Source organism: Streptomyces sp. SUK 48 (genome assembly GCF_009650765.1).
In the GTDB taxonomy this organism is placed as follows: domain Bacteria; phylum Actinomycetota; class Actinomycetes; order Streptomycetales; family Streptomycetaceae; genus Streptomyces.
The window spans coordinates 5,766,564-5,778,925 of sequence record NZ_CP045740.1 but is presented as its reverse complement, the minus strand read 5'-3'; the positions used below and the strand labels follow the sequence as shown (position 1 = coordinate 5,778,925).

Sequence of the window (12,362 nt, the reverse complement as noted above, 5' to 3'; positions counted from 1 at the left end):
CCAGGGGTCAGTGGCGCAGCGGCCAGGGCCGGTCCAGGTCGGCGGCGGGCTCCCCGGCGGCGTGCCGGGCGCAGGCGTCGGTGAGGGACTCCAGCAGGGTCAGGGGCTCGGGCAGCGGATGCTCCGGGCCGCGCAGCCAGCGGACCTGTCGGCCGTCGTCGCCGGGCAGGCGGGCCGGGGGGACGAGGACGTAGGAGCCCCGGCAGTGCCAGCGCAGTCCGGGGTGCTCGGCCATCGTCTCGGGGTGGCAGTCCAGCTCGCAGGGCCACCACTCGTCCTCGTCCTCGGGGGTGCCCCGGGTGAGGGTGAAGAACAGCATCCGGCCGTCGTCGCTCTCGGCGACCGGCCCCACCTCGACGCCCTGGGCGAGCAGCCGCTCCAGCGCCGCCCGCCCGGCCTCCAGGGGCACGTCCAGGACGTCGTGGACCATGCCGGTCGCGGTGACGAAGTTGGCCTGCGGCTGGTCGCGGGCCCAGCGCTCGATCTGCGGGCGGTCGATCGTGGACTGCGTCTGCCAGGCGAACGACACGGGGTGCCGGGCCGGGGTGGGACAGCCCACCCGGTCGCAGGAACACCGGTAGCCGGGCGCCGGATACGCGGCGGGCGCGAGCGGCAGTCCCGCCTCCGCGGCGGCGAGCAGCAGGGCCTCACGGCCGCCGTCGTCGGCGACGTCCTCCTTGGGGCGGCGGCCACGCAGCCACTGGGAGAGTTTGCCCTGGCGGCCGCTGCGGCCGCCGAACGTCGCGCTCATCAATCCCCTCGCCTCGCTGGTGTGCGGACAGCATGCCTCATGGTCCCACCTTCGTGCGCTTCGGGGGGCGGCAGGTGGATACGGGGGGAAATCGGACGAGACGCGGCGAGACGTACCTCACATCGACGGTTCCGGTGGCCAGGCGGCGCCCCAGTCCGTGTCGCGGGCCGCCTTGTACAGGTCGCCGTGGCGTTTGGTGACCGTCGTACGGCGCAGCTGCTCGTCCGCCTCGCACAGGTCCAGCAGGACCTGCCCCTTGCGGATCTGGGGGCGGCGTACGACGCGGGCGGGGGCGGGCTCGGCGGGCAGCCGGGTGGCGGCGACGTAGGAGAACTTCTCGTCCTCGTAGGCCAGGGAGCCGCCCTTGACCCTGCGGTGCAGGGAGGAGCGGGGGACGCGGGCGGAGAAGTGGCACCAGTCGGTGCCGGGGACGATCGGGCAGGCGGCGCTGTGCGGGCAGGGCGCGGCGACCCGGAACCCGGCGCGGATCAGCCGGTCGCGGGCCTCGATGACCCGGGCGTACCCGGCGGGCGTCCCGGCCTCCACGATCAGCACGCTCCCCGCGGCGGCCGCGGCGGCGTCGACGAGCGCGGTGCGGTCGGACTCGGCCAGCTCGTTGAGGACGTACGACACCGTGAGCAGGTCGGCGGGCGGCAGGTCGAGCGCGGAGCCGATGCGGGCGCGCTGCCAGCGGGCGCCGGCCAGGTCCGGGTTGGCGGCGGCCAGGTCCCGGCCGAGGGCGAGCGCGGGCTCGGCCCAGTCGAGGACGGTCACCGGGCGGGCGCCGGCCCAGGTGTCGCTGACCGCCCAGGTCGCGGCGCCGGTACCGCCGCCGACGTCCACATGGCTGCCGGGGACCCACCCGGGAACGGCGTCGGCGAACGCCCCCAGCGCCGCGCGCACGGCCTCGAAGGTGGCCGGCATCCGGTACGCGGCGTAGGCGGCCACATCGGCGCGGTCGCGGAGGATCGGCGCGTGGGTCGGGGTGTCGCCGCGATAGGTGGCGATGAGCCGTTCGACGGCGCCGGCGGCCTGACTGGGCGGCAGTCCGTCGAGCATCTCGGCGAGGCTCCGGCGGAGGATGTCGGCCGGTGGTACGGGGGCGGTCACCTGGAGATTCTATGGCGCACGGCGAACACGCCGGACCGGCCGACCCTCGTCTCCCGGACCGGCATCACCCGGCACCTGGACCGGCATCCCCCGTCTCCCGGACCGGCCTCGCCCGCGCCCCTCACCCCACCGCCCGCGCCGACCACGTCCCGATCGTCGTCCCCGGCGGGCGCGGGCTCCACGTGCGGGTGGCCCCGGTGAGCGGGGGGAGCCGGCATGCGGGCCGGATCCGGCGAGCGAGCGGACCCGTCGTGCGGGCCGGCCGGGCGGGCCCGGTCGGCCCTCCGGCGCGGCGGGCGGGCCGTCGGGACGTGCGGCCGGACCCGGTCGACGGCCCGGACCCGTCCACGGCCGGACCCGGTGGACGACCGGGCGGCATGCGACCGAGCCCGAGAAGCCGGCCGGCCCCGCGCACCATCCCGCCGGTCCCTCACACCACCGCCCGCGCCAGCCATGTCGCGAGGGCCGCCCTCGGTGCGCTGTCCGCCGGGCGGCGGCGGGGGTGCACCGTGTTGGCCAGCAGGACCAGGAACGTGTCCGTCGCCCGGTCGAGGACCAGGGACGTGCCGGTGAAGCCGGTGTGGCCCGCGGCGCCGCGGCCGCAGAGGGCGCCCATGAACCAGGGCTGGTCGAGGGCGAAGCCGAGGCCGGGCCGGGCGAGGAGGAGGTCGGTGAACTCGGGGGCGAGGATGCGCGCCGGGCCGTAGGAGCCGCCGGCGAGCAGGGCGCGGCAGAAGACGGCGAGGTCGCGGCCGGTGGAGAAGAGCCCGGCGTGCCCCGCGATACCGCCGAGCGCCCAGGCGTTCTCGTCGTGCACGACGCCCCGCAGCATCCCCCGGTCGGCCTTGGCCCACGGCCGCCACTGGTCCTCGGTGGCCGCCGCCCCCGGGCAGGGCCCGAACCCGGTCGCGGTCATGCCGAGCGGCCGGGTGATGCCGTTGCGCACGAGGACGTCGAGGCTGCGGCCGGTGACGCGCTCCAGGACGAACTGGAGCAGCAGCATGTTCAGGTCCGAGTACCGGTAGCCGCCGGGCGGGGCCGACGGCGCCTCGGTGCGCAGCATCGTCAGCCGGGCGGTGCGGTCCGGGCAGTCGTACAGCGGGAGTTCGGGGCGCAGCCCGGAGGTGTGGGTGAGCAGCTGCCGTACCGTGACCCGGTGCTGGGACAGGGTCCGGAACTCCGGCAGGTAGTGGCCCACCTGGGCGTCCATGGCCACGGTGCCGCGCTCGATCTGCTGCACCGCCGCGACCGAGGTGAACAGCTTGGTCAGGGACGCCAGGTCGAAGGGGGTGTGGACGGTGGCCGGCACCCGGTCCTCGGGGCGCAGCTCGACGCCGGTGTCGGTGCGGGGGTCGTAGGAGGAGTAGCGCACGGCCCAGCCCGCCGCCTCGGCCACGGCGATCACGGGCCCGCGCCCGGCCACCACGACCGCGCCGGCCGCCCAGGGGCGCGGTCCGGCGGTGAGGGCGCGCACCTCGCCGGCCAGGTGCCCGAGCGCCTCGGGGTCCAGCCCGGCCCGCTGCGGGGTGTCGGCGCGCAGTCTCGGTGCGCTCAGCTCTCGTCTCCTTCCGACCCCGCACGCGCGTTCTCCCGCGTGTTCCAGGGACGGCACAGTCCCACGAAGCAGGCCCCCGCGACCAGTGCGGCCGCCAGTTGGACGACGGCCATCGGGACGGCGGTGTGCTCACCGGCGATCCCGACGAGCGGCGAGGCGACCGCGCCGACGAGGAAGGAGGAGGTGCCGAGCAGCGCGGACGCGGACCCGGCGGCGTGCTTGGTGCGCAGCAGGGCGAGGGTCTGGGCGTTGGGCATGGTCAGGCCCATCGCGGACATCAGGACGAACAGCGCGGCGGCGATGGGCGCGAGGCCCACCTCGCCGAAGACGCCGCTGGACATCAGCAGCAGCGCGGTCGCCGCGAGCGTGATCACCGCGAGCCCGGCGGCCAGCACCTTGTCCAGGCTGACCCGGCCGACCAGCACCTTGCCGTTGATCTGCCCGGCCACCACCAGACCGACCGAGTTGAGGCCGAACAGCAGGCTGAAGGTCTGCGGCGAGGCGCCGTAGATCTCCTGGATCACGAAGGGCGAGGCCGATATGTAGGCGAACAGCGCGGCGAAGGCGAAGCCGCCGGCCAGCATGTAGCCGGTGAAGGGCAGATCCGCGAGGAGCGTCCGCATCGAACGCAGCGCGTGCCCCACTCCCCCGCCGTGGCGCTCGGCGGGCGGCAGCGTCTCGGGCAGCCGCAGCCAGACCAGCGCGCCGAGCAGCGCCCCGATCACGGTGAGCACCAGGAACACCCCGCGCCAGTCGGTCACCCGCAGGATCTGCCCGCCGATCAGCGGCGCCACGACCGGCGCGACCCCGGAGATCAGCATCAGGGTGGAGAAGAAGCGGGCCATGGCGACACCGTCGTAGAGATCGCGTACGACGGCCCGCGCGATGACGATGCCGGCCGCGCCCGCGAGACCCTGGACCAGCCGGAAGGCGACCAGGGTCTCCACGTTCGGGGCGAGGGCGCACAGGGCGGTCGCCACGAGGTTCACGGCGAGGCCGGTCAGCAGCGGGCGGCGCCGGCCCCAGCGGTCGCTCATCGGGCCGACGACCAGCTGCCCGAGGGCCATGCCCAGCAGGCACGCGGTGAGGGTGAGCTGGACGGTGGCGGCGGGCGCGTGCAGGGACCGGGTGACCTCCGGCAGCGACGGGAGGTACATGTCCATGGCGAGCGGGGGCGTCGCGGTGAGGCCGCCGAGGACGAAGGTGACGAGGAGGCCGGTGCGGCGGGCGGCCGGGGACGCGGTGGTGTTCTCCGTACGGTCGTCGTCCTGGTCCGTCCGCGGTGCAGGTGCCGCCGCGTGCTCGGGCATGGGTTCCCTCCCTGGGTCGGGGCGTCCGGGCCGGGACGCCCTGCTTGAAACTTCCACTTCAGCGCGGCTCCCATGTTCCCAGCTCGGACAAAGTGCCGAGGAACATATGAGCGACGACCGGGCCGCCTACGCTCCGTGCCATGACTGACACCCAATCGAAGATCGCGGTGGTGACCGGCGCCGGTTCCGGGATCGGCCGGGCGGTCGCCGTGGAGCTGCTGCGCGGCGGCTGGTCGGTGGCGCTGGCCGGACGGCACGTCGAGACGCTGGAGGAGACGGCCGCGCTCGCACCCGGGGCGCCCTCGATCGCCGTGCGCACCGATGTGGCGGTGCCCGAGGACGTGGCGGCGCTGTTGGCGGCGACCGTGGACCGGTTCGGCCGGCTGGATCTGCTGTTCAACAACGCGGGCACGTTCGGACCCGGCGGGGTCCCGGTCGAGGAACTCCCCTACGACGCCTGGCGGCACGTGGTGGACACCAACCTGAACGGGGCGTTCCTGTGCGCGCAGGCGGCGTACCGGACGATGAAGGAGCAGCGCCCGCAGGGCGGCCGGATCATCAACAACGGCTCCATCTCCGCACACGCGCCCCGCCCGCACTCGGTCGCCTACACCGCGACCAAGCACGCGCTGACCGGTCTCACCAAGTCCCTCTCCCTGGACGGGCGTCCGTACCGGATCGCGGTCGGGCAGATCGACATCGGCAACGCGGCGACCGAGATGACCCGGCGGATGAGCAGCGGCGTGCTCCAGGCGAACGGCGAGACGGTGCCCGAGCCGATGATGGACGTGGCCGAAGTGGCGCGCACCGTACGGCACATGGCGGAGCTGCCGCTGGAGACGAATGTGCAGTTCGTGACGGTGCTGGCGACGGCGATGCCGTACATCGGGCGGGGCTGATCACCAACTCCCGCCAGCCATACGCACATACGTGCGCGCGGAATTCCAACGCCCCGGGTATTGCGGCCGGTTGAGGCCCTGTGCTCAACTCTTCTCCACAAGAGCTTCACACTTGGGCAGTCGCATTCCGAGACCATCGCGAGGGGGGGGATGCGGCGGTCGTCCCATCGCACCGGCCATCCCACCGGCGGCGGGACGACCGTCGCACGACGTCAGCGCCGGTGCGGTCCGGGGTCAGTGCCGGTGCGGCCCGACCGTCAGCGCCGGTGCCGGCCGCCGCCCGGCTGCTCCGTGGGGGCCGGGGGCTCCTGGGGGTCCGGCTCCGCCGCGCGGGGCGCGGGGGGCCGGTGGGTACCGGCCGCGTCCCGGGTCGCGTTGGCCCGGCGGCGGCGCCACAGCAGAAAACCGCCGGCCGCCGCGAGCAGCGCCGCGGTGCCCGCCGCACCCTCCGCGAGGCGCTCCGCGGAGGGGCCCTTGCCCGGTGCGCCCGACGCGCCCGCCGCCTGCCCGTGCCCGGGCACCGCCGTCGCGGGCGCGCCGCCCTCGCTGAGCGGCTTCACCAGCGCGCCCACCGGCCGGGCCGTACGGCCGTGGGTGAAGCCCCAGTCCAGGAGGGCGGCGGTCTGCTCGTAGACGGCGTTGCTGCCGGTGGCCGGGTGCATGACCGTGACCAGCAGGGTGCGGCCGTCACGGGTGGCGGCCCCGGTGAAGGTGTTGCCCGCGTGGCTGGTGTAACCGTTCTTCACGCCGATCAGGCCGTCGTACGTCTTCAGACCCCACGCCCCGCTGAGCAGGCGGTCGGTGTTCTGGATCTGGAAGGTCTTCTTGCCGCCCGCCGGGAAGTTCGCGATACGGGTGCCGCAGTAGCCCCGGAAGTCGGGGTTCGCCAGCCCGTGCCGGGCGAAGAGCGTGAGGTCGTACGCCGAGGACAGCTGGCCGGGGTGGTCGAAGCCGTCGGGGCTGACCACATGGGTGTCGAGGGCCTGGAGGTCCCGCGCCCTGGCCTGCATCTCGGCGACGGTCCTGGCGATGCCGCCGTTCATGTGCGCGAGGACGTGCACGGCGTCGTTGCCGGAGCGCAGGAAGACGCCCTGCCAGAGCTGCTCGACGGTGTAGGTGATGCCCGCCTTGACCCCGACGAGGCTGGAGCCGGCCGGGACGTCGGCGATGTCGGAGTCCTTGACCGTGTACTTCTCGGTGCGGTCGAACTTGTTCAGCACGGTGTCCGCGAACAGCATCTTCAGCGTGGACGCGGGCGCGAGGCGCTGGTGGGCGTTGAAGGAGGCGAGCACCTCGCCGGTCGTCGCGTCGGCGACCAGCCAGGCGCGGGCGGTGAGCAGCTTCACGGGCACCGCCGCGGCGCCGTCCGCCTGGAGACCGCGGCGGGCCAGCCGCTCACCGCCGATGGCGGTGGCCGGGGACGCGGCCAGGGCCGGGGCGGCGGCCAGGGGAAGGGCCGCGGCGGACATGGGAAGGGCGGCGGCCGTCAGCCCGAGGACGGCACGCCGGCTGAGCCGGGATGATTCGCGCACCCCGGGACGGTACACCGCGCCGAGCAGCGGATTCGGCACCCAAGGGTGGTGACGGCCAGGGAATTTGCCACGTTATGAAAATCTGACCGGATAACGTGACGCAGCCAACGTGAGCAGCTTCACGCCTGACCGGTCTCGAAGCGGGAGATCAGTCCGTCCTCGTCGACGGTGAAGCTCCACCTGGTGTTCATCTCGCCCCAGGTGTCGTTCCGGTAGCGGGCGACAAGGGCACGGCCGCCGCGGGACTCGTTGTCGACGTCCAGATGGCCGTGGGACGAGAAGATCTCCCGGTCGATCCAGTCGGCGAGATCGCGGTCGGAGCCGTCGTCGGACATGGTCGCGTCGGGCGCGAGCAGCGCCAGGAAGCCCTCGCGATCATGGGAGTTGACGGCGTTGACGAAGGCCCGGACGGCCGGATCGCTGAGTTTGGCTGGCTGAATCGTCATGGCGTCAGGCTCACACCGGCGTCGTGACCCCGCCACTGGAGCACGCGACGGGACGCGTCCGATGGTGTGACCGGTGTGTCGGTGGTAACACGGGAGGGGTTTTGTCACCTGGGCTTGGGAGTCGCCATGAGCTGTTACGACCGACGTGATCTGGGCCTGCTGCTGCTCCGGCTGGGCACGGGCGGGGTGCTGGCGGCGCACGGCACGCAGAAGCTGTTCGGCTGGTTCGGCGGCCACGGCCTGGAGGGCACCGGCCAGTTCATGGAGTCCGTCGGCTACGCACCCGGGAAGGCGAGCGCCATGGCGGCGGGCCTCGCGGAGACCGGCGGCGGCACCCTGCTCGCCCTGGGCCTGGCCACCCCGGCGGCGGGCGCGGCGGCCGCGGGGGCGATGGCGGGCGCGGCGGCGGTGCACGCCCCGAACGGCTTCTTCGCCCAGGCGGGCGGCTACGAGTACGCGGCGACCCTGGGCCTGGCCGCAGTGGGCCTCGCGATCAGCGGTCCGGGCCGGCTCTCCCTGGACCACGCCCTCGGCCACGTCTTCAACCGCGGCTGGATGGTGCCGGCCGCCCTCGCGGCGACGGCGGCGGGTACGGCGGCGGTGGTGGGGGCGCGGACGAGGCGGGTGCGGGCGAAAGCGGAGGGGAAGCAGGAGGCGCTGTTCGAGGAGGTCGAGGAGTCCTAGTCGGGGAGTCCTGGTCGGGGAGTCCCATTCGAGGCGTCCCATTCGAGGCGTCCCGGGAGGGGTGTATCCCGGGTGGATCTCCACGGTCCACGACGTGCCGGGTGACCCCGCGTGGGAGGCTGCCCGCATGACCGACCAGGACGCGACCGCCCCGCTCCCCCTCTGGCCCGCCATCGACGAGCTGTTCTCCCGTCTGGAGGCGACCCGGACGGGCCAACCCGGCCGGGAGGACCTGCTGTTGCGCATCCTCAAGCTGTCGGAGGAGACCGGCGAGGTCGCGGAGGCGGTGATCGGCGCGACCGGCCAGAACCCGCGCAAGGGCGTCACCCACACCTGGGACGACGTCCAGGCGGAGCTGTGCGACGTCGTCATCACCGCCCTGGTGGCCCTGCGGACCCTGACCCCGGAGGCGGGGGAGGTGTTCGAACGGCATCTGCGGCGGGTGCGGGACCGGCCACTGCGGCCCTCGGCGCGGGCGGGCCGCCCGGCTCAGCCCTCGCCGGCCGGCACGGCGAGCTGCCCGGCGACGACCGCCAGCCAGCCGCTGGGCGAGTAGGGCGCGGGAGGGTCGACCTCCATGCCGAGTTCCGCGACGGCGAGGGCGAGGTCGGACTCGTCCAGGTCCAGCGCGAGCAGTTCCTGCACCTCTCCGACGAGGCGGGCCACGAGCTGCCGGTCGGTGGAGTCGCGGTAGTCCTCGACGGCGGCGTGCTGGCCGACGAACTCGTCCGGCATGTCCTGGGAGAACCAGCCCCCGAGGAACTGACCGAGCTCCGAGAAGCGGGCGTGCCACTCCCAGCGGGTGGCGGGGACCGCGGGCGGCGGCACCTCCCCCGTCTCGACGCTGTGCCTGATGTGGTCGGCGAGGCAGCGCAGCCAGGACTGGATCTCGCCCTGGGGCAGGCCGACATCGGGGATGGCGTAGAACTCGCCGAGCCGCAGCCGGAGCCGTCCCGGCGGGTTGTCGGCGTACTCCCGCACCTGCCGCTCGGCGGCGGCGAGGGCCCACGGCCGGGTGTGCCAGGTGTGCCGGAGGTAGGCGGTCAGGGCCGGGCCTGGCTGTTCCGGGGTGTCGTCCGCCGGTTGCCCGAGGTAGGCGCGCATGACCTGGTCGAGCTCGCCGTAGCGGCGGTCGTGTTCGAGGGGGCTCAGGGGCACGGTGGTCAGCCTCTACGGGTGTACGGGTCTACGGGTCTAGAGATAGATCGGGAACGTGGAGTGCACGGTGAAGCCGTGCGGGCGGGCGGGGTCCCGCCGGAGGACCACCCGGGCGGCCCGCACCTCGACGGGTTCGCGGCCGGCCAGCATCATCGCCTGCAACAACACCCGCCCGACCGGCTCCTCCCGCGCGGGCCAGGCCGCCTCGATGCTCAGCCGCGCCCGCGTGGACTGCGCGAGCCAGCGGTGGATGAGCTGCTCGTTGGCGGTGACGACCTGCTGGGTGGCCCATTGGGCGGTGTCGCGGTCGGGGTAGGTGGCGGATCGGGTGCGCATGATGGGTCTCAGTCCTCGAAGAAGGCCCAGAAGACTCCGACCTCGGCGTCGGAAACGACGACGAGACCGCAGTCCGTGGTGAACTCGGACAGGCAGTTCCACTCGGTTTCAGGATTCATGAGGTCGGCGCTCGGATCATCCCGGGCCTCGGCCGCATTCGTATAGCATCTGGCGTCCCGGCCGAAGCGGGAAAGAATGTCACGGGCACAGCCGATAAGCCGCTCTTCACGGTGTGCGAAATCCGGAATATTGGCCGACTGGTAGTACTCCCCTTGCAGTGCGACCAGCAACTGCGTGGCGGAATGCCTCCCCACCGGGTACAGGAGTCGGTCGAATTCTTCGAGGCGGAGATCGGCGAACGGCTTCTCGTCGGTCATCGCGGTGGTGCTGCTCGGCGGGGGGACGATCAGAGTGTTCCAGCCACGCGGGTCCTTGGCCTCGAGCATCATGACCGCCCGCACATCGCGGCGCCAGTCGTCCTGTGTCCGCGGACCCACCGCCGCGAAGGCGAAAGTCCCCCCGAACAATTCCAGCAGGCCGGCCTGCCAGGCGGCGGAATCGAGCACCCTGTCCCCTCTCATGGCTACGGCTGAACCGTGTCGCTGGGCATCGAGGTGAGCACGACATACGGAGGATGGCCACCCGGGCGTGGTCTCAGCGTCACGTTGACCATATGTGAGTCATGGGCGGAGGAGTCACCGCGAGTCCACGTCCTGCCCACGGCGTCGGGGAAGGCGAGGCCCAGGGTCCGGGTGGACCGCCGCGGATCCGGATTTCCCGCCAGCCAGCGGGAGACCTTCTGCTGGTTGGCCGGGTCGTCGAGAACCTCCTGGGTGTAACGCTGCGCCGAGCCCAGGTCGGTGAAGGTCGAGGCGGCGATCGGCGCGACCGTGCCGTCCGCGCGGACCCGCGCCTGATCACGGAGCCGCTGTTCCAGCTGGGCGTCCGTCTTGCCCACGTGTTTGTCGATGACGTGCGAGCCCGAGACGCCTTCCTGGTTCGCGAGATCGACGGGGTAGCGGTGGTGGGACTCGTCGTCGCCGGGGACCGTGTAGAGCGGATCCCCCTTGAATTCCGTCAGGGCGCGCGCGCCGAACGCCTCGGCCCTCGCCGTTTCGGCGTTGAAGCTCGGCGCGCTCGTGAAAGCCTCGTCCAGCGCCGCCATCAGGTCCTCGATACGCCGTGCCTGGCGGTTGACCCGGTTGTCGTAGGCGGTGACGGCGTCGTTCATCGCGCCCTCGTCGATGTCCAGGACGATACCGATCGAGATGTCCGTCACCACGCCCTTGCCCATGTGCCACAACCCCTTGAGCACACTGGTGGGATGGCTGATCTCCATCTTCTCCGGGTCCAGCTGCCGGATGCTGTCCTTCACGGCCTGGGTGTAGATCCGGTGCAGGTCGCTGCGCACGTCCTGCGCCGCCAGGGCCACGTTGTACACCGCGTCGACCATGGTGTCGCAGGTGTCGAACAGGACGGCGAAGACGGGGTGGCTGGTCCCTCTCTTGCGCGCGCCGTCGTTCGACCAGTCGTAGCCGTCCCGCGTCTGGCCCCAGGCGGACGTGCCCCACAGCGTGCTGCAGAACGCCCGCATCGCGTCGTACCACTCCTGGTTGGACTGGTCGGTGATGCCGCTGATGTAGCCGGTCAGCATCCCCTCCACCATGCCGAGCGTGCCCTGCGGCATGCGCCACGCCTCGGAGATCGAGTACAGCCGCAGGTGGTTGGGGAGCGGGAGGATCTCCGCCGCCTTGCCCCACCGGCACTCGTGCTCCAGCAGGGGCCGCATGACGGTGAGGACCACGCCCTCCAGCCCCTCCAGGATCTCCTGTGCGAGGCTCTGGCCGGCGTCGATGTCACCCCACTTGAAATCGGTGACGGGCCCGTACGCGGGCGGTGTGTCGATCACCCGCGGGGCGGGGCGTTGCGCCGGAGGACCGCTCGGCGCGGGGTGCGTGGCGTGGTCGGCCGCCGCGTAGTTGTTGGCGGTGCTGTTGAAGCCGACCGCCGCACCGCCCACGCTCACCACGGACTTGGCCCAGACGTCGAGGAACCGGTTGGCGACCTTCACGTAGGACGTGGTGAAGCCCTTCATCGCCGAGCCCTTGCCACCACCGTCCGGATACCGCGCCAGCTCGGTGAGGAACGCCTTGATGCCCTGGTCGAGGGGGCTCTGCTCGCCCGCGACGTTGGTGGACACCTGGTGGAGGACCGAGGGCGTCACATCGATCGTCCCCTGGCCGGGCTGTGCCGGGGTGCCCATCAGGCCGCTCCCCAGCCGCGCAGCACCGCCCGGTGCGCCGCCGCGTAGTTGGCGTGCCCGGTGGTGACGTACGCGTGCAGCCACTTCTGGGCCGCCTGCAAGTCCTGTGCGGAGCGGTCCCATTCGTCCAGCTTCTCGACGAAGATCTCGCGGGCCTCGCCCTTCCAGGACAGCACGACCGGTTCGACGCGGTCGTACAGGTCGCCCAGTTCGCCGTTGAGCTTCTTGAGGATGTCCTCCAGCTCCAGGGCGAGTTCATGGAGCGTGGCGAACGAGACGGTGATGTGGTCGTCCTCGGCACCGGTCGGCATGTTTTCC

General features: G+C 72.8%; 14 protein-coding genes. 3 read left to right on the top strand and 11 right to left on the bottom strand.

Features of this window, described 5'->3' with window-relative positions; all coding sequences use genetic code 11:
* Positions 1 to 7: 7 nt before the first annotated feature.
* The 4 genes from GHR20_RS25480 to GHR20_RS25465 form a co-directional block, all read right to left on the bottom strand.
* On the bottom strand, positions 8 to 751 hold the full coding sequence (locus GHR20_RS25480) for a bifunctional DNA primase/polymerase (protein ID WP_153814480.1): 744 nt from the start codon (positions 749 to 751) through the stop codon (positions 8 to 10).
* A 117-nt stretch (positions 752 to 868) separates the two neighbouring features.
* A complete protein-coding gene (locus tag GHR20_RS25475) occupies positions 869 to 1,861 on the bottom strand; it encodes a small ribosomal subunit Rsm22 family protein (RefSeq protein ID WP_243878132.1) in 993 nt (330 codons plus the stop codon).
* Positions 1,862 to 2,291: 430 nt separating this feature from the next.
* Positions 2,292 to 3,473 (bottom strand): serine hydrolase domain-containing protein, encoded by a 1,182-nt coding sequence (locus GHR20_RS25470; protein ID WP_153814479.1) that lies wholly within the window; start codon positions 3,471 to 3,473, stop codon positions 2,292 to 2,294.
* Entirely contained in the window at positions 3,413 to 4,726 is a 1,314-nt protein-coding gene (locus GHR20_RS25465) for a multidrug effflux MFS transporter (RefSeq protein WP_153814478.1), read from the bottom strand. The genes GHR20_RS25470 and GHR20_RS25465 overlap by 61 nt, the downstream gene beginning before the upstream one ends.
* A 140-nt stretch (positions 4,727 to 4,866) precedes the next feature.
* Here GHR20_RS25465 and GHR20_RS25460 point away from each other — a divergent pair, with 140 nt between their 5' ends.
* Complete coding sequence (locus GHR20_RS25460) at positions 4,867 to 5,625, top strand: SDR family oxidoreductase (RefSeq protein ID WP_153814477.1); 759 nt, start codon at positions 4,867 to 4,869, stop codon at positions 5,623 to 5,625.
* A 257-nt stretch (positions 5,626 to 5,882) separates the two neighbouring features.
* On the opposite strand, the gene GHR20_RS25455 is transcribed toward GHR20_RS25460, so the two are convergent.
* Positions 5,883 to 7,157, bottom strand: a complete 1,275-nt coding sequence (locus tag GHR20_RS25455) for a serine hydrolase (protein WP_243878131.1) — start codon at positions 7,155 to 7,157, stop codon at positions 5,883 to 5,885.
* A gap of 119 nt (positions 7,158 to 7,276) precedes the next feature.
* On the bottom strand, positions 7,277 to 7,603 hold the full coding sequence (locus GHR20_RS25450; protein ID WP_148023988.1) for a nuclear transport factor 2 family protein: 327 nt from the start codon (positions 7,601 to 7,603) through the stop codon (positions 7,277 to 7,279).
* A gap of 126 nt (positions 7,604 to 7,729) precedes the next feature.
* On the opposite strand from GHR20_RS25450, the gene GHR20_RS25445 reads away from it, so the two are divergent.
* The gene (locus tag GHR20_RS25445) at positions 7,730 to 8,287 is read left to right on the top strand and encodes a DoxX family protein (protein ID WP_148023989.1); all 558 of its coding nucleotides are present in this window, start codon (positions 7,730 to 7,732) and stop codon (positions 8,285 to 8,287) included.
* Between the two features lie 127 nt (positions 8,288 to 8,414).
* A complete protein-coding gene (locus GHR20_RS25440) occupies positions 8,415 to 8,843 on the top strand; it encodes a MazG-like family protein (RefSeq protein WP_243878130.1) in 429 nt (142 codons plus the stop codon).
* Here GHR20_RS25440 and GHR20_RS25435 read toward each other — a convergent pair.
* The 5 genes from GHR20_RS25435 to GHR20_RS25415 are packed head-to-tail and all read right to left on the bottom strand — an operon-like array spanning position 8,777 to position 12,355.
* Positions 8,777 to 9,445 (bottom strand): contact-dependent growth inhibition system immunity protein, encoded by a 669-nt coding sequence (locus GHR20_RS25435; protein ID WP_153814476.1) that lies wholly within the window; start codon positions 9,443 to 9,445, stop codon positions 8,777 to 8,779. The genes GHR20_RS25440 and GHR20_RS25435 overlap by 67 nt on opposite strands.
* Positions 9,446 to 9,481: 36 nt before the next feature.
* Positions 9,482 to 9,781 carry an RNase A-like domain-containing protein gene (locus tag GHR20_RS25430; RefSeq protein ID WP_085564464.1) on the bottom strand — a complete coding sequence of 100 codons (300 nt, stop codon included), beginning with the start codon at positions 9,779 to 9,781 and terminating at the stop codon, positions 9,482 to 9,484.
* Between the two features lie 8 nt (positions 9,782 to 9,789).
* On the bottom strand, positions 9,790 to 10,347 hold the full coding sequence (locus GHR20_RS25425) for a hypothetical protein (RefSeq protein WP_153814475.1): 558 nt from the start codon (positions 10,345 to 10,347) through the stop codon (positions 9,790 to 9,792).
* A 17-nt stretch (positions 10,348 to 10,364) separates the two neighbouring features.
* A complete protein-coding gene (locus GHR20_RS25420) occupies positions 10,365 to 12,044 on the bottom strand; it encodes an RNase A-like domain-containing protein (RefSeq protein WP_153814474.1) in 1,680 nt (559 codons plus the stop codon).
* Positions 12,044 to 12,355 carry a WXG100 family type VII secretion target gene (locus tag GHR20_RS25415; RefSeq protein ID WP_111582554.1) on the bottom strand — a complete coding sequence of 104 codons (312 nt, stop codon included), beginning with the start codon at positions 12,353 to 12,355 and terminating at the stop codon, positions 12,044 to 12,046. The genes GHR20_RS25420 and GHR20_RS25415 overlap by 1 nt, the downstream gene beginning before the upstream one ends.
* Positions 12,356 to 12,362: the final 7 nt, after the last annotated feature.

Bases quoted from the DNA above. Each gene is read 5' to 3' on its own strand.
- GHR20_RS25450 (WP_148023988.1), bottom strand. From the start codon at position 7,603: ATGACGATTCAGCCAGCCAAACTCAGCGATCCGGCCGTCCGGGCCTTC.
- GHR20_RS25415 (WP_111582554.1), bottom strand. From the start codon at position 12,355: ATGCCGACCGGTGCCGAGGACGACCACATCACCGTCTCGTTCGCCACG.
- GHR20_RS25445 (WP_148023989.1), top strand. From the start codon at position 7,730: ATGAGCTGTTACGACCGACGTGATCTGGGCCTGCTGCTGCTCCGGCTG.
- GHR20_RS25440 (WP_243878130.1), top strand. From the start codon at position 8,415: ATGACCGACCAGGACGCGACCGCCCCGCTCCCCCTCTGGCCCGCCATC.
- GHR20_RS25420 (WP_153814474.1), bottom strand. From the start codon at position 12,044: ATGGGCACCCCGGCACAGCCCGGCCAGGGGACGATCGATGTGACGCCC.
- GHR20_RS25460 (WP_153814477.1), top strand. From the start codon at position 4,867: ATGACTGACACCCAATCGAAGATCGCGGTGGTGACCGGCGCCGGTTCC.
- GHR20_RS25465 (WP_153814478.1), bottom strand. From the start codon at position 4,726: ATGCCCGAGCACGCGGCGGCACCTGCACCGCGGACGGACCAGGACGAC.
- GHR20_RS25430 (WP_085564464.1), bottom strand. From the start codon at position 9,781: ATGCGCACCCGATCCGCCACCTACCCCGACCGCGACACCGCCCAATGG.
- GHR20_RS25480 (WP_153814480.1), bottom strand. From the start codon at position 751: ATGAGCGCGACGTTCGGCGGCCGCAGCGGCCGCCAGGGCAAACTCTCC.